We start from the raw sequence: 25,255 nt of genomic DNA on the forward strand, positions 1-25,255 counted from the left end.
CTTGACCCTACCGGCTGGAAGGGATAAATTCATCCGGCAAACTAAATTGATCCATCTCGATGAGGAGACGTGTGATGGCACCGCAGCCCACCCGTGCAGACAAGTTCTCGTTCGGCCTCTGGACGGTCGGCTGGAACGCCCAGGACCAGTTCGGATCCGCCAGCCGCCCGTGGCTGGACCCCGTGGAGTCGGTCCACAAGCTGGCCGAGCTGGGCGCCGCGCACGTGACGTTCCACGACGACGACGTGGTGCCCTTCGGCTCCGACGGCGCCGAGCGCGACCGCATCCTGGCCCGCTTCAAGGGCGCCCTGGACGAGACCGGCATCACGGTCGAGATGGTCACCACCAACACGTTCAGCCACCCGATCTTCAAGGACGGCGCGTTCACCTCGAACGACCGCCGCGTCCGCCGCTACGGCCTGCGCAAGGTGGTCCGCAACGTCGACCTCGCCGCCGAGCTGGGCGCCGACACGTTCGTCATGTGGGGCGGCCGCGAGGGCGCCGAGTACGACTCGGCCAAGGACCTCAACGCCGCGCACGACCGGTACGCCGAGGGCATCGACACCGTCGCCGCGTACATCAAGGAGAAGGGCTACGGCCTGCGGATCGCCATCGAGCCCAAGCCGAACGAGCCCCGCGGCGACATCCTGCTCCCCACGGTCGGCCACGCGCTGGCGCTCATCGCCAAGCTCGAGCACGGCGACATCGTCGGCCTCAACCCGGAGACCGGTCACGAGCAGATGGCCGGCCTGAACTACACCTCGGGCATCGCGCAGGCGCTGTGGGCGGAGAAGCTCTTCCACATCGACCTCAACGGCCAGCGGTCCATCAAGTACGACCAGGACCTGGTGTTCGGCCACGGCGACCTGTTCTCCGCGTTCGCCACCGTGGACCTCGTCGAGAACGGCTTCCCGTCCGGCGGCCCCCGCTACGACGGCCCGCGTCACTTCGACTACAAGCCGTCGCGCACGGAGGACATGAAGGGCGTCTGGGACTCGGCCGCCGCGAACATGTCCACCTACCTGCTGCTCAAGGAGCGCGCGCAGGCGTTCCGGGCCGACCCCGAGGTGCAGGCCGCACTCGAGGAGTCCGGTGTGCTCGAGCTGTCGCAGCCGACGCTGGCCGAGGGCGAGACCCTGGCCGACCTGCTGAACGACACCTCCGCCTACGAGGACCTCGACGTCGATGCCGTCGCCGAGCGGGGCTTCGGCTTCGTGCGCCTCAACCAGCTGGCCCTCGAGCACGCCCTCGGCGCCCGCTGACCCCAGCTCACCGGCGCCGCCCGCCCCGCGCGGGCGGCGCCCCCATTCCTTCCCGCGTCCGGGCAGAGCATCCCTCTGCTCGGACGTCGCGGGTTCACCTGGAGGTAGCTCATGGCACTCGTCGCCGGCATCGACTCGTCGACGCAGTCCTGCAAGGTCGTCGTGCGCGACGCCGACACCGGCGCGCTGGTGCGCACGGGACGCGCGTCGCACCCGGACGGCACGGAGGTCGCGCCCTGGTACTGGTGGGACGCCCTCCAGTCCGCGATCGTCGGCGCGGGGGGTCTCGACGACGTCGACGCGATCTCCGTCGGCGGTCAGCAGCACGGGATGGTCGCGCTCGACGCGGACGGCGAGGTGGTCCGCGACGCGCTCCTGTGGAACGACACCCGCTCCGCGCCCGCCGCGCTGGACCTCATCGAGGAGCTCGGCGGACCGCAGGCGTGGGCCGACGCCATCGGCTCGGTGCCCGTCGCCTCGCTGACCGTGACCAAGCTGCGCTGGCTGCGAGACGCCGAGCCGGAGAACGCCGCACGCGTCGCCGCGGTCGCCCTCCCCCACGACTGGTTGACCTGGCGCCTGGCCGGCGCGACCGGGCTCGACGCCCTGGTCACCGACCGGTCCGACGCCTCCGGCACCGGCTACTGGTCGCCCGCCACCGAGGACTACCGCCACGACCTGCTCGAGCTGGCGCTGGGCCACGACGCCCTCGTGCCGCGCGTGCTCGGTCCGTCGCAGGCCGGCCCCCGCTCCACGGGCGGCGCGATCCTCGGCCCCGGCGCCGGTGACAACGCGGCCGCGGCGCTGGCGCTCGGGCTCCTGCCCGGCGACGTCGCCGTGTCCATCGGCACCTCCGGGGTGGTCTCAGCGATCGCCTCGACGGCCACCGCCGACGGCTCCGGCCTGGTCACCGGCTTCGCCGACGCCACGGGCGCCTTCCTGCCGCTCGCGTGCACCCTGAACGCGTCGCGCGTGCTCGACGCGGCCGCCCGGATGCTCGGCGTCGACCACGCCGGGCTGTCCGCCCTGGCCCTCTCCGCACCGGCGGGCGCCGACGGACTCGTCCTCGTGCCCTACCTGGAGGGCGAGCGCACCCCGAACAAGCCCGACGCCACGGGCGCCCTGCACGGCCTGCGGCTGGCCAACACCACGCCCGCGCACCTGGCTCGCGCGGCCGTCGAGGGCATGCTCTGCGCGCTCGCCGACGGCATCGACGCGCTGCGCGCCCAGGGGGTGGCCGTCGAGCGGCTGTTCCTCATCGGCGGCGGCGCGCAGTCGGCCGCCGTGCGTGAGATCGCCCCGTCGGTGCTCGGCCTCGACGTGCTGGTCCCGACGCCCGGCGAGTACGTGGCGGACGGCGCGGCCCGCCAGGCCGCCTGGGTGCTCTCCGGCGGCGCGACCCCGCCGGCGTGGACCTCGGCCTCCGAGGCGACGGCGTACCGCGGCGACCCGGTCCCGCGGATCCGCGAGCAGTACGCCGCGGTGCGCGAGCTCACGGGGACGCGACCGGTCTGACCCGGACATGACGAGAGCCCGGTACGGGGGTACCGGGCTCTCGTCGTACGTGCGTGGTGTCAGTGGGCCGCGTCGTACGCGGCCTTGACCTCCGCCGAGATGCGGCCGCGCTCGGACACGTGGTGCCCGTGCTCCTTGGCCCACTCGCGGATCGCCTGCGCGTCGCCCGACGAGGAACGCCGCCCGCGTGCAGGCGTCGATCTCGTGGCGGAACGACCGCCGACCTTGCGTGCGTGCCCGACCCACTGGGCGAATGCGTCACGCAGCTCGCTCGCGTGACCGGAGGTCAGGTCGATCTCATAGGTGACGCCGTCGAGCCCGAACGTCACGGTCTCGTCTGCAGTTCCGCCGTCGATGTCATCGACCAGCAGGACCTGAACCTTCTGCGCCATTGCGTGCTCCATCTGACAGATGCGGGGAATGCTGTCGCGTTCACTATCGCATCGGCGCATTATGGCGTCAAACGGTCGGCGGGGATTCCTTCTTCATCGCGGCCAATTCTGCGTCACGCTCCGCGGCATCCATTCTGGCCATTGCCTGCCGTTCCGTTCGGTCCGCATTGACGAGCGCGCGGATGGCGAACCAGAACAACAGACCGACGCCGATCGACGGCAGGAGCGCCGCCAGGGCGGTGAGCAGCGGGTTCATGACTGCAACGGCTTCACCAGCGGGAACAGGATGGTCTCGCGAATACCCAGGCCGGTGAGCGCCATGAGCAACCGGTCGATCCCGAGCCCGATACCCCCCGCCGGCGGCAAGGCGTACTCCACGGCCATGAGAAAGTCCTCATCCACGCGCATCGCCTCGTCGTCGCCCGCCGCCGCCAGCAACGCCTGCGCCTCGAACCGGTTGCGCTGGATCACCGGGTCGACGAGCTCGGAATAGCCGGTCGCCAGCTCGAACCCGCGCACATAGAGGTCCCACTTCTCGACGACACCGGTGATGCTGCGGTGATCACGCACCAGCGGGCTGGTCTCCACCGGGAAATCACGCACGAATGTGGGCGCAAAGAGGTGGTCGCCCACCTGGTGCTCCCACAGCTGTTCCACCAGCTTGCCGTGGCTGAGCCGCTTCGGGTCGGTCTCGATGCCGAGCTTGTCGGCGTACACCTGCAGCGCGTCCAGCCCGGTCTGCGGCGTGATCTGTTCGCCCAGCGACTCCGACAGCGACCCGTACATGGTCAGCTCGGCCCACTCGCCGCCGAGCTCGTACTCCTCGCCGTCCGGCAGGACGACCACCGTGGTGCCGAGCACGTCCTGCGCCGCGGTCTGCACGAGGTCGCGCGTCAGGGCGGCCATCGTGTCGTAGTCGCCGTAGGACTCGTACGCCTCGAGCATGGCGAACTCCGGGGAGTGCGTGGAGTCGGCACCCTCGTTGCGGAAGTTCCGGTTGATCTCGAAGACCCGCTCGATGCCGCCCACGAGCGCCCGCTTGAGGAAGAGCTCGGGTGCGATCCGCATGTACAGGTCCATGTCGAACGCGTTCATGTGCGTGATGAACGGCCGGGCGGACGCGCCGCCGGGCTGCGTCTGCAGCATCGGCGTCTCGATCTCGATGAAGTCGCGGCGGTGGAAGTTGTCGCGCAGCGAGCGCATGAGCGCCGGGCGCTGGCGGGCGGTCACGCGCGCCGCCGGTCGCACGATGAGGTCGACGTACCGCTGCCGGACCCGCGCCTCCTCGGACAGCTCCACACCCTCGTAGAGGTTGGGCAGCGGGCGCAGCGACTTGGCCGCCATCTGCCATTCGTCGGCGAACACCGACAGCTCGCCGCGGCGGGACGCGATCACGCGACCGTGCACGAACAGGTGGTCGCCCAGGTCGACGTCGGTCTTGAACGCCGCGAGCCGCTCCTCCCCGACGGCCGCCAGGCTGAACATGGCCTGCAGCCGGTTGCCCTCGCCGTCCTGCAGCGTGGCGAAGCAGAGCTTCCCGCCGATCCGGATGAACACGACGCGACCGGCGACGCCGACCTCGTCGTCCGTCTCCTGGCCCGGCTCGAGGTCCGGGTGCTCCGCGCGGACCTGCGCGATCGTGTGCGTGCGCGGCACGCCGACCGGGTACGCCTCGTCGCCGGCGGCGAGCAGCCGGTCCCGCTTCTCGCGCCGCACCCGGAGCTGCTCGGGGGCGTCGTCGGGTGCAGGGGTGCTCTGGGGCGTCGCGCTCACCGGGCGATCTTACCGGCGCACGTCCGACCGCCCCGCGCGCATCACGCCGTCCGGAGCGGCTCCAGGTCCAGCGCCAGGTCGAGGATCGGCGACGAGTGCGTGAGCCCGCCCACCGACAGGTAGTCGACCCCCGTCGCCGCCACCTCCCGCGCGCGGTCGAGCGTAAGGTTGCCGGTGGCCTCGAGCTCCACGCGGCCGGTCGCCAGCTCGCCCCCGCGCACCGCCGACACGACCTCCGCCAGCAGCTGCGTGGGCATGTTGTCGAGCAGCAGGAACCGCGCGCCGGCGTCGACCGCCTCCAGGGCCTGCGCGAGGGTGTCCGCCTCCACCTGGATGGTCACGTCGGGGAAGCGTTCCCGGACGGCCGCGACCGCCGCTGCGACGGAGCCGGCGGCGACCACGTGGTTGTCCTTGACCATCGCGACGTCGTACAGACCCATGCGCTTGTTGGTGCCGCCGCCGCAGCGCACCGCGTACTTCTCCAGCGCGCGCAGGCCGGGGGTCGTCTTGCGGGTGTCGAGCACCTGGGCTCCCGTGCCGTCGAGGGCGTCGGCCCAGCGACGGGTGTGGGTGGCGACGCCGGACGCGCGCGAGGCGAGGTTCAGCAGGGTGCGCTCGGCGACGAGGAGCACCTGCACGGGGCCGCGCAGGACGGCGAGCACGTCACCGCGTGCCACCCGGGTGCCGTCCGGCACGCGCTGGTCCACCGACGGCACCGCCAGGCCGAGCCGGGCGGCGACCTGACCGACCACCTCGGGCACCACCACCAGCCCGGCGACGACGCCGTCCTGCCGGGCCACGAGGTCCGCGGCGCCCACCAGGTCCGGCGGGATCGTCGACTGCGTGGTGACGTCCCGGCCGGGTTCCGGGCCGAGGTCCTCGTCGAGGGCGATCGCCACGGTCCGGGCGAGCCAGGCGGGGTCGAGTGCGGTCATGGCGTCAGCCGATCTGTGCGCGTCGGGAGACCAGGTCGCCGTCGGCGTCGAGCGACAGCTCCAGCCGGACCTGCCAGGCCTGCGCCGTGTCGGGGAAGTCGCTGCGCGCGTGGCCGCCGCGGCTCTCCTCGCGCTCGAGCGCGGCCGCGGTCAGCACGGTGGCCACCTGGTGCACGTTGGTCGTCTCCCACTCGGCCACCTGCGGCGCCGCCAGCCGCCGGCCCTCGTCGGTCCGGAGGTGCGCGTCCGTGGGCACCGCCGCGAGCTGGGCGACCGCGCGCCGCAGCCCGTCGCCCGAGCGGAGCGGGCCCGGCCCGTCCGACGCGATCCGCTGCACCCGCGCGCGGGACGCCGCGGCGACGAGCGCCTCCGCACCAGGGCGGGGAACCGGGGTGAGCGGCGGGAGCGCGCCCTGGTGCACCTGGGCGGCGATGTGCCGGGCGGCGCGCGTGGCGAACACCAGGCCCTCGAGCAGCGAGTTCGACGCGAGCCGGTTGGCGCCGTGCACCCCGGTGCAGGCCACCTCGCCGACCGCGTACAGGCCGGGCAGGCTGGTCCGCCCCACCAGGTCCGTGACGACGCCCCCCGAGTGATAGTGCTGGGCGGGGGCGACGGGGACCAGGTCGGTGGTCATGTCGATGCCGTGCTCGAGCAGGCGCTCGTTGATCGTCGGGAACCGCGAACGCAGGAAGGCGTCGCCGAGGTGCCGGGCGTCGAGCCAGACGTGGTCGGACCCGGTCTCCGTCATCCGTCGCACGATCGCGTGCGCGACGACGTCCCGAGGGGCGAGCTCGGCCATCGGGTGCACGTCGGGCATGAACCGCACGCCGTCGGTGTCCAGGAGCAGCGCGCCCTCGCCGCGCACGGCCTCGGAGACGAGCGTCAGCTGACCCTTCACGCCCGAGCCGAGCCAGAGCACCGTGGGGTGGAACTGCACGAACTCGACGTCGCCCAGCACGGCACCCGCGCGCAGCGCCGCGGCGATCCCGTCGCCGGTCGCCTGCGCGGGGTTGGTCGAGGAGCGGTAGACCTGGCCGATGCCGCCGGTCGCCAGCACGACCGCGCGGCCCAGGGCGGCGCCGACGCCGTCGCGCTGCCCCTCCCCGATCACGTGCAGGGTCACGCCGCACGCGCGCCCGGGGGTGCCGTCCGGTCCCGGCGGACCCGTGAGCACGTCGAGCACGAGCGCGTGCTCGATGACCTCGATGCCCGGGTCCTCGCGCACAGCCTCGATCTGCGCGACCAGCGCGCGGGAGATCTCCGCCCCCGTGGCGTCGCCGCCCGCGTGCGCGATCCGGTCGGCGTGGTGCCCGCCCTCGCGCGTGAGCGAGATGCTGCCGTCGGAGGTGGTGTCGAACACCGCGCCGCGCGCGACGAGCTCGCGGACCCGCGCAGGGCCCTCGGTGACCAGCACCTCGACCGCGCGCGGGTCGCACAGGCCCGCACCGGCGACGAGCGTGTCCTGCAGGTGCGCCGACGGCGAGTCCGAGGGGTCCAGAGCGGCGGCGATGCCGCCCTGCGCCCACACGGTGGACCCCGACGCGAGAATGTCCTTGGTGACCAGCAGGACGCGGGGCACGCGGGTGCGCAGCTCGAGCGCGGCGGTCAGGCCGGCGATGCCGGAGCCGACGACGACAGCGTCGGCCTCCACCGTCCAGCCGGGTTCGGGCGCGGCGAGGCGGGTGGCGAGGCGGGTCACCGCCCGACCATCGCACGTCCCTGCGCGAACGGCACACCGCTCGGTGCCAGCCCGGACCAGCCGTCCGGGACCTGGCCGGGGTCGTCCCCGACCTCGACGACCCGGTTCTGGGCGTCCACGAGCACCACGTGCGGCTCGTAGGTGCGGGCCTCGGCGTCGGACAGCTGCCCGTACGCGATGAGGATGACGACGTCCCCCGGGTGCACCAGGTGGGCGGCCGCGCCGTTGATGCAGACCTGCCCGGAGCCCGGCTCCCCCGCGATGGCGTAGGTGGTCAGCCGCGCGCCGCTGGTGACGTCCACGACGTCCACCTGCTGGCCGGGCAGCACGTCCGCCGCCGCGAGCAGGTCCGCGTCGACCGTGATCGACCCGACGTAGTGCAGGTCGGCCTGCGTGACGGTGGCGCGGTGGATCTTGCCGGTCATCATCGTGCGCACCAGGGAGGTCACGCGCCCACCTGCACGACCGCGTTGTCGATGAGCCGCGTCGTCCCGACCGTCGCCGCGACGAGCAGCAGGGCCTCGCCGGCGAAGTCCGTGGGCACCTCGGCGAAGGTCACCGGATCGACGAGGGCGACGTAGTCGACGTCGGTCTGCTTCAGGGCCAGCCGGGCACCCGCGCGGATCTCGTCGGCGGACCCCCGGGCGCGCAGCGCTCGGGACAGGCCGAGGGCGCGACGGCGCTCGTCGTCGCTCAGGTAGGCGTTGCGGCTGGACAGGGCGATGCCGTCCTCGTCGCGCACGATCGGCGCCCCGACCACCGTGACCGGCACGTCGAGGTCCCGGACCATCCGGCGCACCGCGGCCAGCTGCTGCGCGTCCTTGGCACCGAACAGCGCGACCTCCGGGCGCGTCAGGTGCAGGAGCTTGAGCACCACCGTGAGCACGCCGTCGAGGTGGCCGGGCCGGCTCACGCCCTCCAGCACGTCCCCGATCGACCCGGCGCTCACGCGCACGATCGGGTCGCCGTCCGGGTACACGACGGAGGGGCCGGGCGCGAAGACGATGTCGTCGGGGCCGAGCAGGCCGGGCCCGGACAGCAGCGCGAGGTCGCGGTGCAGGTCACGCGGGTACCGGGAGAGGTCCTCCGACGGCGAGAACTGCAGCGGGTTGACGAAGATCGTCACGACGACGGCGTCCGCGAGCTCGCGTGCGCGGGACACCAGCGAGAGGTGGCCGGCGTGCAGGGCGCCCATGGTCATGACGACCGCCCGGCGGTAGGGCCGGGCGGTGTGCGCGGTGCCCGCGTGCCCCTCGGTGCGGGGCACGGCCTGCACGTCCTGCACGGCGAGCGCCGCCGCCAGCTCCTCGCGCGTGTGCACGAGGGTGGGCGTCGTGGTCTGCGTGGTCATACGTCCTCCTGCGGGTCCGGCCCGTCGTCCACCTGCAACGTCCCGGCGTCCTCGTTGATGCCGTCCAGCAGCTCCTGTGCCGCGGCCGACGAGATCAGGCCGGCCGCCAGCGCGCGACCGGTCGCCGAGCGCGCCAGGGCACGGTATCCCGCGACGACGTCGACCGCTCCCGTGGAGGCGGCGAACGTGGTCAGGGCCACACCGTGCTCGCGGACCGTCCCCGCGTCCCCGCGCCGCACCGGACCGGTGAGCGCGGTGATGGCGCCGGGCCCGTCGGTCGACTCCGCGCGCAGGGCGCCGTCCAGCGCGGCCTCGAGCAGCGGTGTGAGCATGCGTCCCGGGTCCGCGACGCCTGCCGCCGCCAGCGCCTGGGCGGCCTGCGCGACGAGCACGACGAGGTGGTTCGCCCCGTGCGCGAGGGCCGCGTGGTAGAGCCCGCGGGCCTCCTCGGCGAGCACGACGGGCTCGCCGCCGATCTCCACGACGAGCGCCTGGCCGATCGGCAGGACCGGGCCCGGTGCGGTCACGGCGAACGAGCACCCGACCAGCCGGGACAGGTCGAGGGAGGTGCCCGTGAACGTCATCGCCGGGTGCAGCGCGAGCGGGATGACCCCCGCCGCGCGCGCCGGGGCGAGCACGTCGACGCCGAACCGCCCCGACGTGTGCACGACGATCTGGCCCACCTGCCACGCACCCAGGTCCGCCAGCCCGCGCACCAGGTCCGGGAGCGCGTCGTCGGGGACCGTGAGGAGCACCAGCTCGGAGCGGCGGACGACCTCGGGGATGTCGAGCACCGGGATGCCCGGCAGGAGGGTCGACGCGCGCTCGCGGGACGCCTCCGAGATCGCGGAGACCGCCACCACCGGATGACCGGCAGCACGCAGCGCGCTGCCCAGCACCGCGCCGACACGGCCGGTCCCGACGACCCCGACGCCGAGCCGGCCCGGGCGGTCCGCCGGGTCCGGTGGGGTCACGCGCCCGCTCCTGCCGGACCGGCCGTCGAGGGTGCATCGGTCTGCGCCTCGATCGGGGGCGTCGTCGTCGGCTCCGGGTCCGGGTCCGCCGGTGTCGGCGCACCGACGGCGCGCATCCACTGCTCCGGCGTGGCGGACGCGCGAGCGGTCCGCGCGCGCTCGGCCTGCTCGTCGAGCAGCGCTGCCGCGACTCCCGCGTCGAGGTGCTGGACGCTCGGGGCCACCGGTCCCGGCGTGGAGTGCAGGACGAACGACGCGAGCCCGAGCCGCCGCTGGAGCGGACCCTGCGCGAGCCCGAGCGACTGCGTGCGCTCGTGCGGCACCACGTCGACGCTGCGCCAGATGCGGCCGGACCGCGTCACCAGCGCGCGGTCGGTGACGCGCACACCGTGCCGCCGCCAGCCGACGGGGTCCACCCAGCGCGCGCGGCGCGGCGCGGCCGTGAACCCGCCGTCGGTGTCCTTGCCCGTCATCGCGGCCTCGACGAGCGCCGTCGGGTCGTCGACCCCCAGGTCCGGCAGGACGAGCCAGAGCGCGGTCATCGCCTCGCCGCGCGTGGCCACCGGGTGCAGCACGGTGTCCCGCTGCTGCTGGTCGCTCTGGCCGTAGCCCGCCACGTTGATCTCGACGCGCCACCAGTCGGGTCCGCGCCACAGCGGCCCCTGCCGCAGGCGGATGGCCTGCACGCGACCGGGCGGCACCGTCTGCGCGCGTGCCTCGGTCAGCCCGTGCCGCAGGCGGATGCCGTCGGGCGAGATCGCGGCGCGGAAGTTGGCGCCCTGGTTGATGCGGCTCCACACGTACGTGACCGCGCCGAACAGGGGCGCGACGAGCACGAACGCGGCGCTGATGTCCCGCGACGCGATGCTCAGCGCGATCGCGCCGGCGACGATCAGCAGCAGCGTCGGCACCGTGCCGGACCGCAGCGTGGCCTTGACCAGCCGGCCCATCGGCAGCTCGTACACCTGGCGCTCTGGGGCCACGTCGAACGGCTGCGGCGCCGCCGCGCCCGCGGTCGGCTGCTCGGCGTCGGCCACCTGCACCGCCCCTGGACGCTGCAGCCCCGCGGCGAGCGCGAGCAGCTCGGCACGCAGGGCCTCCGCCTCGGCCTCCCGCAGGAACGCGAGCGACACCGCGGACCCGCTGCCGCCGGCCACCTCGAGCTTCAGCTCGGCCAGCCCGACCAGCCGGGCGAGCAGCGGCTGCACCACGTCGACCGCCTGCAGCCGGTCGAGCCGCGCCTGGCGCTGCTGCCGGAACAGGATGCCGGTGCGCAGGTGGACGGCCTCGTCGGTGACCGCGAACCGGGTCACGCGCCACGCGACCGCGGAGTAGCCGAAGCCGATCAGACCGATCAGCAGGATGCCGCCGAGCAGCAGCAGGAACGCCCTGCCGTGCAGGAGGTCGATCGCCTGCTCGATGTTCTCGCCCACCTGGAACCAGCCGATGGCCAGCACCGCGACCAGGACCTTCCAGCCCTTGAGCGCCGGGGTGACGGGGTGCATCCGGCGCCAGCCGGCGACGTCCTCGACGCTCTCGACGTCCGGCGTGCCGGGTGCGTTGGGCGTGCCGGGTGCGTTGGGCGTGCCGGGTGCGTTGGGCGTGCCGGGTGCGCTGGTCACAGCCCCGCCAGCCGCGCCTCGCCGCGGGAGGCCATCCGGTCGCGCAGGCGCGCGGCCTCGTGCGGCGGCAGCCCCTCGATCGACGCGCTCGTGGCCGGGGACGCCGTGTGCAGCTGGACGGAGGCGATCCCGAACTTGCGCGCGAGCGGGCCCGCGTTGACGTCCACGTACTGCATGCGCCCGTACGGCACCACGACGAGCGAGCGGAACATGATGCCGCGGCGCACCAGCAGGTCGTCCGCGCGCTCCGCGTAGGCCATCGCGTTCACCTGGCGCGGCACCAACCACACGATCCACAGCGCCAGCAGCGCGACCACCGCGGGGAACACCCACAACCAGGCCTCGCCGACGAGCACCGCCATGAGGACGAGCAGGGCGAGGATCGGGGTCAGCACGATCGCCGTGACGGTCAGCCGCGCGCCGATGAGCCGCCGCGACACCGGCGTCCACGTGACGTCGGCGGGGTCGAACGGCTCGCGGGTGCTGCGCGGGTCAGCCGGGACGGCGTCGGAGGTCATGGGGTCATCATTCCACCTGGTCAGGTGGCGGTCGGGTCCGGTGCGGGGCGCTCGCGCGCGGCCTCGGTCCCCTCCTCGGGCGGCGGCACCCGGCAGAACCACTCGACGACGAGGCCGACCACCGCGAGCACCACGGCACCGCCCGCCGCGATCCCGGCCGCGACGGCCCGGCCGCCGTTGCCGGGCACGCCCAGGTCGCTGACCAGCGTGAGGACCTGGCCGCCGTACCAGCCGGCGAGCAGCGCGCCCGTGTAGCAGGACGCCTTGGCGAGCACGGCCGTGCGGGCGGCCCGGATGGGGTCCAGCGTCGGCCGCTTGCCGCGCAGGAACTGCCGCACGGCCCAGCCCATGGAGAACACGACCGCGGCGATGAGCAGCTCGACGGCCACCACCAGACCCGGCACGGACGGGAGCATGCCGCCGCGCCCGGCGACCGCGCGCAGCACGATCCACGTGACGGCGGCCCCGGCGACGGCGATGAGCAGGAGGGTCTGCCAGCGGGTGCGGTGCATCACGCGTCCAGGACCTCCGGGCCCGGTCGGGGGCCGGACGGGACGGCGGCGGTGTCGTTGCCCACCGCGGGGATCGGGGCGGTCAGCCAGTCCAGCGCCAGCCAGCGGACGCCGTCGCGGTCCGGTGCGGTCGCGGCCAGCGCGCCGACCGGTCCGCCGCCCAGACCCGGCAGCACCGCGTGCGGGGCCACCTGCGCCCACGGCTGCAGCACGAAAGCACGCTCGTGCGCGCGCGGGTGCGGGAGCTCGAGGTCGTCGGTCACGGCGAGCACCGAGCCGTACACCACGATGTCGATGTCCAGGGTGCGCGGCCCCCAGCGCTCGTGCCGCTCGCGTCCGTGCGCGTGCTCGATCGCCTGGGTCGCCCGCAGCAGCTCGCGCGGCGCGAGGGTGGTCGTGGCCAGCACGACGGCGTTGAGGTAGTCGGCCTGCTCGGGTCCGCCCACGGCCGAGGTGCGCGCGAGGGCCGAGACCTCGACGACCTCCACGCCGGGGGTGCCGGCCAGGTCGCTCACGGCCTCGCGCAGGGTCTCCTGCGCCGGACCGAGGTTCGCGCCGAGCGCCAGCACGATCTCCACCGGCCCGTCGGGCGCCTGGTCCAGAGCGTCCGTGACGAGCTCGCCGTCCACGACGGCGTCGGGGATCGTCTCCAGCTCCGTCGACCTCGTGTCGGGCCCGCCCACCGAGAGCTCCCCGGGAGCAGGGGCGACGACGGCGTCGGCCCACGCGCCGGCGGGGAGTGCCGCCGCGACCGCGGGGGCACCGGGCGCCGGGGTGACCGGGAAGGCGGCGGTGGACGTGGGGACGGGCCGGGAGACCGGCTCCGCCGCCGTCGGGCGCGGGACGTAGGGCTCGGCGGCCGGGAGCTTGGTGCGGTCGCGGTGGATGGCGACGACCACGTCCCCGAACGGCACCTGGATGGGCGCGTGGGGCTTGTGCACGGCGACGTCGACGGCGTGCACCACCCCGGAGGCGAGGACGGTCGCGGCGATCCGCTCGGCCACGGTCTCGATGAGGTCGACCGGCTCCCCGGACAGCACGGCCGCCACCTGCTCGGCCAGCGCGCCGTAGTCGAGCGTGTGCGCGAGGTCGTCGCGCGCCGCGGCACGCCGGGTGTCGAGGTGCACGACGACGTCCGCGACGAACGTCTGCCCCTCGCGCCGCTCGTGCTCGAACACGCCGTGGTACCCGAGGGCGGTGATGCCCGTGAGCCTGATCTGGTCGAGCCGACGCCCGCTGGCGTCCAGCGCGTCCGGTCGGCTCTCGTCGTTCGTGGTCACCGCGTGCTCCCTCCGGTTCTCGCGTCCTCGTCGACGGCCAGCTCGTCGTCGTCGCCGGGTCCCGCACCGGCACCCGTGCCGGTCGCACCCTGCCACGCCGCCGCCACCCGCACCGCGTCGGCCGAGCCTGCCACCTCGTGCACCCGCACGCACCAGGCCCCCGCGGCCGCGGCCAGCGCGGTCACCGCCGCCGTCGCACGGTCCCGCGCGAGCGGCGGCGCCGGCTCCTCGTCCCTACCCGCCAGCAGGTGGCCGAGGAAGCGCTTGCGGCTCGCGCCGACCAGCACAGGGAAGCCGTCGGCCACCAGCTCGGGCAGCCGCGCCAGCAGGGGCCAGTTGCTGCTCCCCGCCTTCGCGAACCCGAGGCCGGGGTCGAGCACCACCTGGTCGTCGTGCACCCCCGCGGCGCGCAGCGCGTCCACGCGGGCGGCGAGCTCGCGGCGCACGTCGGTCACCACGTCGTCGTAGTCGTCGAGGTCGTCCATCACGTCGGCGTGGCCGCGCCAGTGCATCGCCACGTAGACCACGCCGGTGTCGGCGACCGCGGAGTACATCGCGTCGTCGGCCAGGCCGCCCGAGACGTCGTTGACGATCGCGGCACCGCGACCGACGGCCGCGCGGGCGACCACCGCGCGGGTGGTGTCCACGCTCACCGTCGCACCGCGGTCCACCAGCTCCTCGACCACCGGCAGCACCCGGGCCAGCTCGTCCTCGACCGCGACGCGGCGCGACCCCGGCCGGGTCGACTCGCCGCCGACGTCCAGCAGGTCCGCGCCCTGCTCCAGCAGCTCGAGACCGTGGGCCACCGCGGCACCCGGGGTGAACCACCGGCCGCCGTCGGAGAAGGAGTCCGGGGTGACGTTGACGACACCCATCACGAGCGTCCGTCCGAGGTCGTGCAACCGTGCCGGCAGCGGTGCCGGACGGGAGGAGCCTGGGCCTGTCACGGTGCGAGCCTAGGGTCTGCCGGGCGTCAGCGGCCGAGCACGAGGCTCATGGCCTCCGCGCGAGTGGCGACGTCACGCATCTGCCCGCGCACCGCCGACGTGACCGTGCGCGACCCGGGCTTGCGGACGCCGCGCATCGACATGCACAGGTGCTCGCACTCGACCACGACGAGCACGCCGCGCGGCTGCAGCTCGGCGACGAGCGCGTCGGCGATCTGCGAGGTGAGCCGCTCCTGCACCTGGGGGCGCCGCGCGTACACGTCGACCAGGCGCGCGAGCTTGCTCAGCCCGGTGATGCGGCCGTCGGTGCCCGGGATGTAGCCGACGTGCGCGACGCCGTGGAACGGCACGAGGTGGTGCTCGCAGGTGGAGTACACCTCGATGTCCTTGACCAGCACCATCTCCTCGTGACCGATGTCGAAGGTGGTGGTCAGGACGTCACCGGGCTCCTGGTAGAGGCCCGCGAAGATCTCCCGGTACGCCCGCGCGACCCGCGCCGGGGTCTCCCGCAGCCCCTCGCGGTCGGGGTTCTCCCCCACCGCCACGAGCAGCTCGCGGATGGCGGCCTCGACGCGGTCCTGGTCGTACTCGCCCACTGCCGCGCCCGTGAACGTCACCGGGCCGATGTCGGACACCTGCTCCTGGGCCATCGTCGCGACCTACGCGTCCGGCGTCTGCGACGGCGGGACCTCGATGACCTGCTCCGTCGGGTGACCGAAGGCCGCGGCGGCCTCGTCCTCGGGGATGACCGGGTGCCCGTTCTGGGCGGCCTTCTCGGAGGCGGTCATGACCGGGGGCCGGTCGGACACCGCGCGCTGCTCGCTGGACAACCAGACCTGGCGCGGCGGGCGCTTGGTGATCGGCGCGAAGACCGTCGCCAGCTGCTCCTGGTTGAGCGTCTCCTTCTCGAGGAGCTCCAGCACCAGGGCGTCGAGCACGTCGCGGTACTCGACCAGGATCTCCCAGGCCTCGTCGTGCGCCCGCTCGATCAGGGAACGCACCTCGATGTCGATCGACGCCGCGATGTCCTCCGAGTAGTCCCGCCCGTGACCCATGTCGCGACCCATGAACACCTCGCCGGAGGCCTGGCCGAGCTGGATCGCGCCGAGCCTGGCGCTCATCCCGAACTGCGTGACCATCTTGCGGGCCGTCGCCGACGCCTTCTCGATGTCGTTGCTGGCCCCGGTGGTCGGGTCGTGGAACACCAGCTCCTCGGCGACGCGACCACCCATGGCATAGGCCAGGGTGTCCAGCAGCTCGTTGCGGGTGGTCGAGTACTTGTCCTCGGTGGGCATGACCATCGTGTACCCGAGCGCGCGACCGCGCGGCAGGATCGTCACCTTGGTGACCGGGTCGGTGTACCGCAGCGCCGCCGCGACGATGGCGTGGCCACCCTCGTGGTACGCGGTGATCTTGATCTCCTTGGAGTTCATGATCCGCGTGCGCTTCTGCGGCCCCGCGATGACGCGGTCGATCGCCTCGTCCAGCGTGTGGTCGGTGATCGTCTGCTGGCCCGTGCGAGCGGTGAGCAGCGCGGCCTCGTTGAGCACGTTGGCCAGGTCGGCGCCCGTGAACCCGGGGGTCCGGCGCGCGACGACGTTCAGGTCGACGTGCGGCGCCATCGGCTTGCCCTGGGAGTGCACCGCGAGGATCCGCTCGCGGCCCTTGAGGTCCGGCGGGTCCACGGCGACCTGACGGTCGAAGCGGCCGGGACGCAGCAGGGCGGGGTCGAGGATGTCGGGCCGGTTGGTGGCCGCGATGAGGATGACGTTCGCGTTGACGTCGAACCCGTCCATCTCGACGAGCATCTGGTTGAGCGTCTGCTCGCGCTCGTCGTGCCCGCCACCCATGCCGGCGCCACGGTGACGGCCGACGGCGTCGATCTCGTCGATGAAGATGATCGCCGGGGCGTTCTCCTTGGCCTGGTTGAACAGGTCACGGACACGGCTGGCGCCGACGCCGACGAACATCTCGACGAAGTCCGAGCCGGAGATCGAGTAGAACGGCACACCGGCCTCGCCGGCGACCGCGCGGGCGAGCAGGGTCTTGCCGGTCCCGGGCGGGCCGTACAGCAGCACGCCCTTGGGGATCTTGGCGCCGACGGCCTGGAACTTGGCCGGCTCCGCGAGGAACTCCTTGATCTCCTGGAGCTCCTCGACCGCCTCGTCGACACCCGCGACGTCCGAGAACGTGACCTGCGGGGACTCCTTGTTGACCAGCTTGGCCTTCGACTTGCCGAAGCTCATGACGCGCGAGCCGCCGCCCTGCATGTTCGACATCAGGAACCAGAAGATCCCCAGGATGATGATCAGCGGCAGGATGAAGCTGAGGATGCTGGCCCACCACGACGTCTGCGGGACGACCGAGGTGTAGCCCTTCTCCATGTCCGCCTCCGCGATGGCGGTGACGACGGACTCGCCCTGCGGGACCACGTAGTTGAACTGGACCAGCTTGCCCAGGTTGTCGTCGCCCTTGGTGAAGTCCTCCGTGAGGGTCAGGTCGACGCGCTGGACGCCCTCGGTGATCTTCGCCTGCTCGACCTTGCCGTCCGCGATGAGCGTGAGGCCGTCCGACGTGTCGATCTTGCTGATCTTCGGGGCCGCGAGCGTGGACGCGCCGATGTACAGCAGGATCACGGCGATGACGACCCACAGGATGGGGCCACGGGCTAGTCGCTTGACGTTCATGGGCGATCGGGGCAGAGCCCCTCAACCTCCGCTCGCGGGACAGGTGGCCTCGAAGTTACACGGGGAACCTGGGCGGGACCGACCGTGTTCACCGAGGGCGCACTCGACCTCAGGCGCCGTAGACGTGCGGAGCGAGCGTGCCGACGAACGGCAGGTTCCGGTACTTCTCCGCGTAGTCCAGGCCGTAGCCGACGACGAACTCGTTCGGGATGTCGAAGCCGACGTAGCGCACGTCGACGTCGACCTTGGACGCCTCGGGCTTGCGCAGCATCGTCGCGATCTCGACGGTGGCCGGCCCGCGCGAGCGCAGGTTGGACAGCAGCCAGGAGAGCGTCAGGCCCGAGTCGATGATGTCCTCGACGATGAGCACGTGCCGGCCGGTGAGGTCGGCGTCGAGGTCCTTGAGGATCCGCACGACGCCCGACGACTTGGTGCCGGAGCCGTACGACGAGACCGCCATCCAGTCCATCTGCACGGTCGAGTGCAACCGGCGGGCGAGGTCCGCCATCACCATGACCGCACCCTTGAGGACGCCCACGAGGAGCAGGTCCTTGCCCGCGTAGTCGGCGTCGATCTGCGCCGCGATCTCGTCGAGCCTCTGATGCAGCTGCTCCTCCGAGAGGAGAACCCGCTCGAGGTCGTCGCCCATGTCCGCAGGGTCCACCGAAGTCACTCCTCTTGATCCACCGCCCGTACCGGCGCTTCCCGCGGGGCGGGGGCCGGACCCAGGGCAAGCCTGCCACACGACCGACGGGCCGCGACCCCGCCCGGGAGGGCCACCGCGCCCTGCCCGTGCCAGTCCGTGACCAGCGCGTCGACCGCCAGCACGTGCACCCGCAGGAGCGCGCCGGCGGGGCTCCCGGCGGCGATCACGGCGGTCCGCAGCGCGCGGGTGCGCAGGGCCGGCGCCGCGGCCGCGAGCACGTCGACGTCGAGACCCCCGTCCACCGACGCCGCGTTCAGCAGGTCGGCGGCCAGCGCGTCCAGCAGGTCCGCGTCGTCGCGCAGCTGGGCCGCGGTGCGGGCGAGCGCCTCCGCCACGCCCGGGCCGAGCACCCGCTCGAGCGTCGGGAGCGCATCGCTGCGGACGCGGCTGCGCAGCGAGGCGTCGGCGTGGGTGCCGTCGTTGGTGGGGTCGTGCCAGGGCGCCAGGTGCTGCGCGGCGCAGGCGGCCAGGGTGTCGGTGCGGCGCAGTCCCAGCAGCGGGCGGCGGAACCGTCCGCGCGTCGGCGGCATCCCCGCGAGCGTCCGTGCTCCGGACCCGCGGGCCAGTCCCAGCAGCACGGTCTCGGCCTGGTCGTCGAGCGTGTGCCCGAGCAGGACGGCCGCGGCACCGAGGTCGTCGGCGGCACGCTCGAGCGCCGCGTACCGGGCGGCCCGCGCGGGCGCCTCTCCGTGGCCGTCCACCGCGACTCGGACCACGACGGCGTCGAGCCCGAGCCCGCGGCACGCCTGCGCCGCCTCGTCGGCCACCTGCGCCGAGCCGTCCTGGAGCCCGTGGTCGACGACGACGGCCTGCGCGCGCCACGTCGTGGTGGTGCGCCCGGCGAGGAACGCGACCCCCGCCGCGAGCGCGAGTGAGTCCGGTCCGCCGGAGCACGCGACAAGGACCAGCGCGTCCGGGGGCAGGTCGGCCAGCGAGGCGACGACCGCCGACCGCACCGCGGCCACCTCCCGGGCGGGACCGCTCACCCGTGCACCCGCCTCACCCACGCGCGCGGGTCGGAGATCTCCTGCGGCAGCGGCAGGCGCTCCGGCGACGTCCAGACCGCGTTCAGCCCCTCGATCCCGACGTCCTTGCGCACCGCCCGGACGAACGCGGCACCGTCGCGGTACTGCGCCAGCTTGGTGTCCAGGCCGAGCAGCCGGCGCAGCACGCGGTCGACGCCGCGGGCCTTCGCCGCCTCGTCGCGCCGGGCCTCGAACGCCTTGCGGATCTTGCGCACGCTGGGCACCACCCGCGGGCCGACCTCGTCCATCGCGACGTCCGCGTGCCCCTCGAGCAGGGCCATCACCGCGCCGACCTCCTCGAACACCTCCCGCTGGCGCGCGGACAGCAGGTCGAGGACCCCGGCGCCGTCGTCGGCACCGCCGGTCACCGCCCGCCCGACGGCCTGGAGCAGCTCGCCGACGCGCGGGACCAGGGACTTGTCGCCCGCCAGGTCGGTCATCAGCTCGGCCGCGCGGCTGCGCAGGTGGTCCGCGAGCCACGGTGCCGCGGCGAACTGCAGCGCGTGGGTCTGCTCGTGCAGGGCCACCCAGAGCCGGAAGTCGGACGGGTCCACCTTGAGCCGGCGCTCGTGGTGCAGCACGTTCGGCGCGACGAGGAGCAGCCGGCCGCGGCCGTCGTGGGACGTGAAGGGGTCGAACTGGCCGAGCACCTTCCCGGACAGGAGCGCCAGCACGCCGCCGACCTGCAGCGCGGCCGCCGAGCGGGTGGCCGACGACGGCGTCGTGGCGGCGAGCGGGCCGGTCATCGCGGCGAACACCTCGGCGTTGGCCAGGGCCCAGCGCGGACGGTCGACGACGAGCACCGTCGACACCAGCTCCGGCGGGGTCCCGTCCGCCGCCGTCAGTCCCGTGATCGCGCTCGCGTGCGCGGCCGCGCGGCCGGCGGCGTCGCGCAGGTCGTCCACGAGCGCGATCAGCTCCGCGCGGTCCGCCACAGGCCCCGGCGCGGCCAGCCGCCCGGCGATGCGGGCGGCGAGCTCCCAGTCGACCGGTCCTTCGGCGTTGTCCACCGGGTCAAACTAACCGCAGCCGCACCCGGACAACGTGGTGACGAACGAGTCGATGGCCGCGCGCGGGCCCCACTGGCCGCCGTCGGGCGTCGCGTCCGCCATGACGACGAACACCAGCTGGCGCCCGTCGGCGTCGAGCACCGTGCCCGCCAGCGACGTGACGTGCGGGAGGCTCCCGGTCTTCGCGCGGACCAGCCCGCGGGCCGTCGACTGGGTGTAGCGGTCGCTCAGGGTGCCGGTGAGCCCGGCGATCGGCATGCCCGTCGCGACGTCTCGCAGCACCCCGTGCGCGGGGTCGGTGGCCAGCCGCAGCAGGCCGACGAGCAGGTCGGGCGGGAGCACCGACCCCGCGCCGAGGCCCGAGGCGTCGGAGAGGCTGGCGCCCGTGGTGTCGACCCCGGCCACGGCGACCGCGTGCAGGACGGCGGTGGTGCCGCCCTCGAACGTGGCGGGCAGGCCCGCGTCGATGGCGACCAGCCGCGAGACGACCTCGGTGATCGCGTTGTCGGACGTGTCGAGGAAGTGGTGCACGATCCCGTCCAGCGGGGCCGACTGCACGATGCCGAGCTCGCGGGCGTTCTCCGGCATCTCCGACCGCCGCGGCGTCCCGTCGACCGTGATCCCCACCTCGGCCAGTCGCTGCGCGAACGTCTTGGCCGCGGCGAGCGACGGGTCCGCGTAGCGCGGGGGGTACTCACCGGGCGTGATCTTGGCGGTGTCGACGGCCAGCGGGGTGACCGGCGCGACGAAGCCCGCGGCGATGTCCGCCGGGTTCCACGTGGGGCTCAGCGTCGGACCGGAGAACAGGAAGTCGTCGAACCCGAGGCTCACCGTGGTGACGCCCTCGAGCTGCAGCGCCTTGGCCACCTGGGCGGCCAGGTCGGCCAGCCCGGCGTGCCCCTCGACCGCCGCCGGGTCGCCTGCACCGGCGGCGAGCATCATGTCCCCGCCGCCGACGAGCACGATGCTGCTGCCCGCGCCCCGCACGACCCTCGTCGGCAAGGTCACGTCCGGCCCGAGGGTGCTCAGCGCCGCGATGGCCGTCACCAGCTTGGCCGTCGATGCCGGCGTGCGGCCGGCGTCCGGCAGGTGCGCGCCGAGGACGTCCCCGGTCAGCTGGTCCGCGACGACCACCCCGACGCTCGTGCCCATGCGCGGGTCCTTGACCAGCCCGTCGACCAGCGCCTGCACGTTCGCCGCCACGGGTACCGGCGCCTGCGGGTCCAGGTCCGCGAGCGCGGAGCCGGTGTCGACCGGCTCGACCGCGCCCGGGGCGGTGGGGAACGGAAGGGGGTCCGGCGGCGGGTCCTCCAGCGTGACCATGCCCGGGACCACGTCGTACGCGTCCGCCGTCGCGTACGCCCCGCCGGCCAGCACCAGGACGAGGAAGCCCGTGCCGACGACTCTCGCCGCTGTGGTCATCGTCACCCCGCCCCGCTCGCTCCCCGGTGGGACGCCCCGTCCCGCGGTGCGTCAGACTACTGTCCGAGACAAGGGCGCCCCTGACACTCCGGCGCGCCGCATGACGACAAGTGTCGCGACCGCCGGCCGCGGACGTGGGGCGGAGGAGCACTGTGGAGTTCGACGTCACGATCGAGATCCCCAAGGGTCAGCGCAACAAGTACGAGGTGGACCACGCCACAGGGCGCATCCGCCTCGACCGGATGCTGTTCACCTCGACCCGGTACCCCGACGACTACGGCTTCATCGAGGGCACCCTCGGCGAGGACGGCGACCCGCTCGACGCCCTGGTGCTGCTCGAGGAGCCGACGTTCCCCGGCTGCCTGATCCGCGCCCGCGCGCTCGGGATGTTCCGCATGCGCGACGAGGCCGGCGGCGACGACAAGGTCCTGTGCGTGCCGACGGGCGACCAGCGCGCCGCGTGGAGGCAAGACATCGACGACGTGTCCGACTTCCACCGCCTGGAGATCCAGCACTTCTTCGAGGTCTACAAGGACCTGGAGCCGGGCAAGTCGGTCGAGGGGGCCCACTGGGTAGGCCGCTCGGAGGCAGAGGCGGAGATCGAGCGCAGCCGCCAGCGCGCCATCGACACCAACTACTACAGCCACTGAGGGCTGCCACCGCCCCACCCGCAACGTCCGCACTCCTGCAGGTTCCAACCCGCGGGAGTGCGGACGTTGTTGTTCTCCCCCTCGTCACGTCCGCACTCGTGTGGGCTCCAACCCGCGCGAGTGCGGACGTTGTCGAGCCGCCCTCCGGACGCTGCTCAGGGCTCCTTCGTCCACAGCTTTCGTCGCGCTCCACGACCTGGCTGGCGCGCGCCGGGAACCTGGGCGGATGGCAACGGGTCGTCAGCCGCGGGTGGAACGCCGTGAGCGCATCGCGGCTCACGCTGCTGAGCAAGCCGGACTGCTCACTCGCCCGCAGATCCGCAGCCTCGGAGTCACTGCCGCCCAGCTCGAGGCGGAGCTCGCCGCCGGCAGATGGCGATGCGTCGGCAGGAACACCGTCGTGGTCGCGTCGCCGCAGCCGAGCGACCGGGTCGACTGGTGGCTCGGCATTCTCGAGTGCGCTCCACGGGCTGCCACGGGTTCGCGCCCCCGAGCCGCCGTCGCCGGGCTCACGGCATTGATCGCGGCCGGGCTCTCGGGAATCGCCGACGACGGCCTCGTGCACATCGCCGCCCCGAAGTCGTCGCACCCGGTCCCACCGTCACCGGGCTTCCGCGTCCACGAGACGCGACGCTGGCGCGACGAGGACATCGTGACCGTGGGAGTCCCGCGAGCGAGGCCCGAGGTCGCGACCATCCAGGCGGCGCTGTGGGCGAGGACGGATCGGGAGGCGACCCTCCTGCTCGTCGCGACCGTGCAGCAACGACTGACGGCGATCGACCCTCTTGTCTCGGTGCTCGAGCGGGTGAAGCGGGATCGGAGACGCTCACTGCTCCGGAGCGTGCTGGTCGACGTCGCAGGCGGAGCCCACTCGCTCAACGAGCTCGACTTCGCCGCGCACTGCCGAGCACGTGGCCTGCCGGAACCTGACCGCCAGGTCGTGGTCTCCTCAGCGCGCGGCGACTCCTACCTCGACGTGCGCTGGCGGCGGTGGCGAGTGGTCGTCGAGGTGGACGGCGTCGGTCACCTCCAGCCAGACCGGTGGATCGACGACAGCCTCCGGCACAACGAGATCGCACTCGGGGGCGACACCGTGCTGCGGATCCCCAGCCTCGGCCTCCGCCTCGATCCTCATCGCCACCTGGATGCCGTGGAGCGCGCACTCCGCCAAGCGGGATGGGTTCCGTCCCCGGCGCGGCCCAGGGTGTGACAACGTCCGCACTCGAACGCCCCCGAGCAGGCACGAGTGAGGACATCCCCTGGGGGGAAGCAGAACGTCCGCACTCGGGAGGGCTCCAGCCCTATCGAGTGCGGACGTTGCGGAAGAGGAGGGCGGGTTACGGGCGGCCCGCGAAGGGCATCGTGTTGCCCCAGCGCATCTTGGTGGTGCGCAGGGGGTCGCCCGGCTTCGAGGCCTCCATGATCTGGCCGCCGCCGGCCCAGATGGCCACGTGGTAGATCGCGTCCGGGTTGTTGGCGTCGGTGGACCAGAAGACCAGGTCGCCGGGGCGCAGGTCGTTGTAGCTGATCTTGAGGACCTGCTTGTACTGGTCGCGCGTGGTGCGGGCGAGATTGACCCCCGCGGTGCGCCAGGCGCTCATCGACAGGCCGGAGCAGTCGTAGCCGTCGGGGCCGACGCCGCCCCAGATGTAGGGGAGGCCGGTCTTCGTCTGCGCCCAGGCCAGCGCTGCGGCACCGCCGGCCGCCGAGCCGCGCGACGTGCCCGTGCCGAGGCCGTACTTGGCGGGCGTCGGGGCGGGCGCGGGCGCCGGGGCCGGGGCGGGAGCCGGCGCTGGCGCCGGAGCGGGGTTGTTCGCCGCGGGCGGGGTCGTCGTCGCCGGAGGGGTCGTCGTGGCGGGCGGCGTCGTGGTGGCAGGCGGTGTCGTGGTGCCCGGCCTCGTCGCGACCGGGGTCGTGGTGGTGGGTGCCGTCGCGGCCGGAGCCGTGGCCACGGGACGCATCGCGGCGGCGCGGGCGGCGGCGTCCTCGCGGTCGCGGCGCTGCTGGTCGACGAAGTCCTGGCGGGCGCGCTCGACCTCGGCGCTGGTCTGGCGGGCGGCGGCGAGGGCGGTGATGAGGCTGTCGCGCTCGGTGGCTGCGGCGGTCAGGGCCGCCGCGGCGTCGTCCTTGGCCTGCTCGGCGCCGGCCAGGGCGTCGGCGGCGGCGGACTTCGCGGCCTTGGCCTCGTCGGCGGCCTCGGTGGCGCGGGCGGCGAGGGTGGTGGCGACCAGCTGCGTCGCCTTGTACTGCTGGACGGCCTCGTCGGCCTTGCCGCTGATGCGGTCGAGCGCGGTGGTCCGGCGCGCGACGTCCTGGAACCCGTCGGACGACAGGAGCGCCTGGAGCAGGTCGGTGGAGCCGCCGGAGCGGGCGAGCTCGCGGGCGATCGCGACGAGCTGGCGGCGGGCGTCCTCGGCCTTGCTGGACGCGTCCTCGGCCTGCGCGACGGCGTCCAGCGACGCCTGCTGTGCGGCGTCGGCGTCGACGACGGCCCGGTTGTAGGCCTCGCCGGCCTGCTGGACCTTGAGCTCGGCGGCGTCGGTCTCGGCGCTCAGCTGCGCGAGCCGGACCTCCATCGAGGCGACCGAGCGTTCCGCGGACTTCACCGCGCCCAGTGCCTGCTGGACGTCCTGCGCGGACGGCGGCGTCGGGTCGGCCAGGGCGCTGGACGCGCCGGCCGCGAGCAGAGCGGCGACGAGGGCTCCCGCGACGAGGGCCCTGCGTGTGCTCCTGCTGTGGCTCACCGTGTGCACTCCCCGACGTGGACGAACGGCTCTGGCAGCCGTTCCTCGAAGGACGCTACCTGCGAAAACCTCAGGAGAGAACACCTGTCACACCAGTCCCACGAGTCACATCCATGTGCTTTGGGACGAACCGGACGCGATCCGTGCGACATCACCCGTTCGCAGCAACGGACACCCAAAGATCCACATCCTGAGACGGCTGTTCCAACGACCGGACGGATCCGCCTACCC

Annotated in this window: 24 protein-coding genes; 4 read left to right on the forward strand and 20 right to left on the reverse strand. The window is 73.7% G+C overall.

Going from position 1 to position 25,255, the window contains the following annotated elements; all coding sequences use genetic code 11:
- The first annotated feature begins 74 nt into the window (after nt 1-74).
- Together xylA and xylB are read left to right on the forward strand one after the other, a co-directional pair.
- Nucleotides 75-1,262, forward strand: a complete 1,188-nt coding sequence (gene xylA, locus ASD18_RS00660) for a xylose isomerase (protein ID WP_056085740.1) — start codon at nt 75-77, stop codon at nt 1,260-1,262.
- 111 nt (nt 1,263-1,373) lie between these two features.
- Nucleotides 1,374-2,777 carry a xylulokinase gene (xylB, locus tag ASD18_RS00665; RefSeq protein WP_056085741.1) on the forward strand — a complete coding sequence of 468 codons (1,404 nt, stop codon included), beginning with the start codon at nt 1,374-1,376 and terminating at the stop codon, nt 2,775-2,777.
- 59 nt (nt 2,778-2,836) lie between these two features.
- Here the strand turns inward: xylB and ASD18_RS00670 are convergent, their stop codons facing one another.
- The 19 genes from ASD18_RS00670 to dacB all read right to left on the reverse strand — a co-directional run bounded on the left by ASD18_RS00670 (nt 2,837) and on the right by dacB (nt 21,630).
- The gene (locus ASD18_RS00670) at nt 2,837-3,169 is read right to left on the reverse strand and encodes an Lsr2 family protein (RefSeq protein ID WP_056085742.1); all 333 of its coding nucleotides are present in this window, start codon (nt 3,167-3,169) and stop codon (nt 2,837-2,839) included.
- Nucleotides 3,170-3,236: 67 nt separating this feature from the next.
- Nucleotides 3,237-3,425, reverse strand: a complete 189-nt coding sequence (locus tag ASD18_RS00675) for a hypothetical protein (protein ID WP_056085743.1) — start codon at nt 3,423-3,425, stop codon at nt 3,237-3,239.
- On the reverse strand, nt 3,422-4,942 hold the full coding sequence (gene lysS / locus ASD18_RS00680; protein WP_056085744.1) for a lysine--tRNA ligase: 1,521 nt from the start codon (nt 4,940-4,942) through the stop codon (nt 3,422-3,424). Before lysS ends, ASD18_RS00675 begins: the two co-directional genes overlap by 4 nt.
- A 41-nt stretch (nt 4,943-4,983) precedes the next feature.
- Nucleotides 4,984-5,877 (reverse strand): carboxylating nicotinate-nucleotide diphosphorylase, encoded by an 894-nt coding sequence (nadC, locus tag ASD18_RS00685; protein ID WP_056085745.1) that lies wholly within the window; start codon nt 5,875-5,877, stop codon nt 4,984-4,986.
- A gap of 4 nt (nt 5,878-5,881) precedes the next feature.
- Nucleotides 5,882-7,576 carry an L-aspartate oxidase gene (locus tag ASD18_RS00690; RefSeq protein WP_056085746.1) on the reverse strand — a complete coding sequence of 565 codons (1,695 nt, stop codon included), beginning with the start codon at nt 7,574-7,576 and terminating at the stop codon, nt 5,882-5,884.
- On the reverse strand, nt 7,573-8,025 hold the full coding sequence (panD, locus tag ASD18_RS00695; protein WP_056085747.1) for an aspartate 1-decarboxylase: 453 nt from the start codon (nt 8,023-8,025) through the stop codon (nt 7,573-7,575). Before panD ends, ASD18_RS00690 begins: the two co-directional genes overlap by 4 nt.
- Nucleotides 8,022-8,927 carry a pantoate--beta-alanine ligase gene (gene panC / locus ASD18_RS00700; RefSeq protein WP_056085748.1) on the reverse strand — a complete coding sequence of 302 codons (906 nt, stop codon included), beginning with the start codon at nt 8,925-8,927 and terminating at the stop codon, nt 8,022-8,024. Before panC ends, panD begins: the two co-directional genes overlap by 4 nt.
- On the reverse strand, nt 8,924-9,901 hold the full coding sequence (locus ASD18_RS00705; RefSeq protein WP_056085749.1) for a Rossmann-like and DUF2520 domain-containing protein: 978 nt from the start codon (nt 9,899-9,901) through the stop codon (nt 8,924-8,926). The genes panC and ASD18_RS00705 overlap by 4 nt, the downstream gene beginning before the upstream one ends.
- Nucleotides 9,898-11,523, reverse strand: a complete 1,626-nt coding sequence (locus ASD18_RS00710) for a PH domain-containing protein (RefSeq protein WP_235522205.1) — start codon at nt 11,521-11,523, stop codon at nt 9,898-9,900. Before ASD18_RS00710 ends, ASD18_RS00705 begins: the two co-directional genes overlap by 4 nt.
- The gene (locus ASD18_RS00715) at nt 11,520-12,041 is read right to left on the reverse strand and encodes a PH domain-containing protein (protein ID WP_056085750.1); all 522 of its coding nucleotides are present in this window, start codon (nt 12,039-12,041) and stop codon (nt 11,520-11,522) included. Before ASD18_RS00715 ends, ASD18_RS00710 begins: the two co-directional genes overlap by 4 nt.
- Before the next feature lie 20 nt (nt 12,042-12,061).
- Nucleotides 12,062-12,553, reverse strand: a complete 492-nt coding sequence (locus ASD18_RS00720) for a DUF3180 domain-containing protein (protein WP_056085751.1) — start codon at nt 12,551-12,553, stop codon at nt 12,062-12,064.
- Complete coding sequence (gene folK / locus ASD18_RS00725) at nt 12,553-13,833, reverse strand: 2-amino-4-hydroxy-6-hydroxymethyldihydropteridine diphosphokinase (RefSeq protein WP_082573403.1); 1,281 nt, start codon at nt 13,831-13,833, stop codon at nt 12,553-12,555. The genes ASD18_RS00720 and folK overlap by 1 nt, the downstream gene beginning before the upstream one ends.
- Nucleotides 13,830-14,708 (reverse strand): dihydropteroate synthase, encoded by an 879-nt coding sequence (folP, locus tag ASD18_RS00730; RefSeq protein WP_082573405.1) that lies wholly within the window; start codon nt 14,706-14,708, stop codon nt 13,830-13,832. Before folP ends, folK begins: the two co-directional genes overlap by 4 nt.
- Nucleotides 14,709-14,806: 98 nt before the next feature.
- Nucleotides 14,807-15,430: a GTP cyclohydrolase I FolE gene (gene folE / locus ASD18_RS00735; RefSeq protein ID WP_156387823.1), complete on the reverse strand. Its 624-nt coding sequence runs from the start codon at nt 15,428-15,430 to the stop codon at nt 14,807-14,809.
- A 9-nt stretch (nt 15,431-15,439) separates the two neighbouring features.
- Complete coding sequence (ftsH, locus tag ASD18_RS00740) at nt 15,440-17,467, reverse strand: ATP-dependent zinc metalloprotease FtsH (protein WP_056085753.1); 2,028 nt, start codon at nt 17,465-17,467, stop codon at nt 15,440-15,442.
- Between the two features lie 109 nt (nt 17,468-17,576).
- A complete protein-coding gene (gene hpt, locus ASD18_RS00745) occupies nt 17,577-18,131 on the reverse strand; it encodes a hypoxanthine phosphoribosyltransferase (protein ID WP_056085754.1) in 555 nt (184 codons plus the stop codon).
- A gap of 5 nt (nt 18,132-18,136) precedes the next feature.
- On the reverse strand, nt 18,137-19,159 hold the full coding sequence (tilS, locus tag ASD18_RS00750; RefSeq protein WP_056091270.1) for a tRNA lysidine(34) synthetase TilS: 1,023 nt from the start codon (nt 19,157-19,159) through the stop codon (nt 18,137-18,139).
- Nucleotides 19,156-20,208 carry a zinc-dependent metalloprotease gene (locus tag ASD18_RS00755; RefSeq protein WP_056085755.1) on the reverse strand — a complete coding sequence of 351 codons (1,053 nt, stop codon included), beginning with the start codon at nt 20,206-20,208 and terminating at the stop codon, nt 19,156-19,158. The genes tilS and ASD18_RS00755 overlap by 4 nt, the downstream gene beginning before the upstream one ends.
- A gap of 9 nt (nt 20,209-20,217) precedes the next feature.
- Nucleotides 20,218-21,630: a D-alanyl-D-alanine carboxypeptidase/D-alanyl-D-alanine-endopeptidase gene (dacB, locus tag ASD18_RS00760; protein ID WP_056091273.1), complete on the reverse strand. Its 1,413-nt coding sequence runs from the start codon at nt 21,628-21,630 to the stop codon at nt 20,218-20,220.
- Between the two features lie 152 nt (nt 21,631-21,782).
- Here dacB and ASD18_RS00765 point away from each other — a divergent pair, with 152 nt between their 5' ends.
- Together ASD18_RS00765 and ASD18_RS00770 are read left to right on the forward strand one after the other, a co-directional pair.
- Entirely contained in the window at nt 21,783-22,280 is a 498-nt protein-coding gene (locus ASD18_RS00765; protein ID WP_056085756.1) for an inorganic diphosphatase, read from the forward strand.
- A 400-nt stretch (nt 22,281-22,680) separates the two neighbouring features.
- Nucleotides 22,681-23,490: a hypothetical protein gene (locus tag ASD18_RS00770; protein ID WP_056085757.1), complete on the forward strand. Its 810-nt coding sequence runs from the start codon at nt 22,681-22,683 to the stop codon at nt 23,488-23,490.
- 127 nt (nt 23,491-23,617) lie between these two features.
- On the opposite strand, the gene ASD18_RS00775 is transcribed toward ASD18_RS00770, so the two are convergent.
- Nucleotides 23,618-25,024 carry an NlpC/P60 family protein gene (locus ASD18_RS00775; protein ID WP_235522206.1) on the reverse strand — a complete coding sequence of 469 codons (1,407 nt, stop codon included), beginning with the start codon at nt 25,022-25,024 and terminating at the stop codon, nt 23,618-23,620.
- Between the last annotated feature and the right edge of the window lie 231 nt (nt 25,025-25,255).

Origin of the sequence: Cellulomonas sp. Root137, from assembly GCF_001426725.1 — a bacterium.
GTDB lineage: Bacteria > Actinomycetota > Actinomycetes > Actinomycetales > Cellulomonadaceae > Cellulomonas.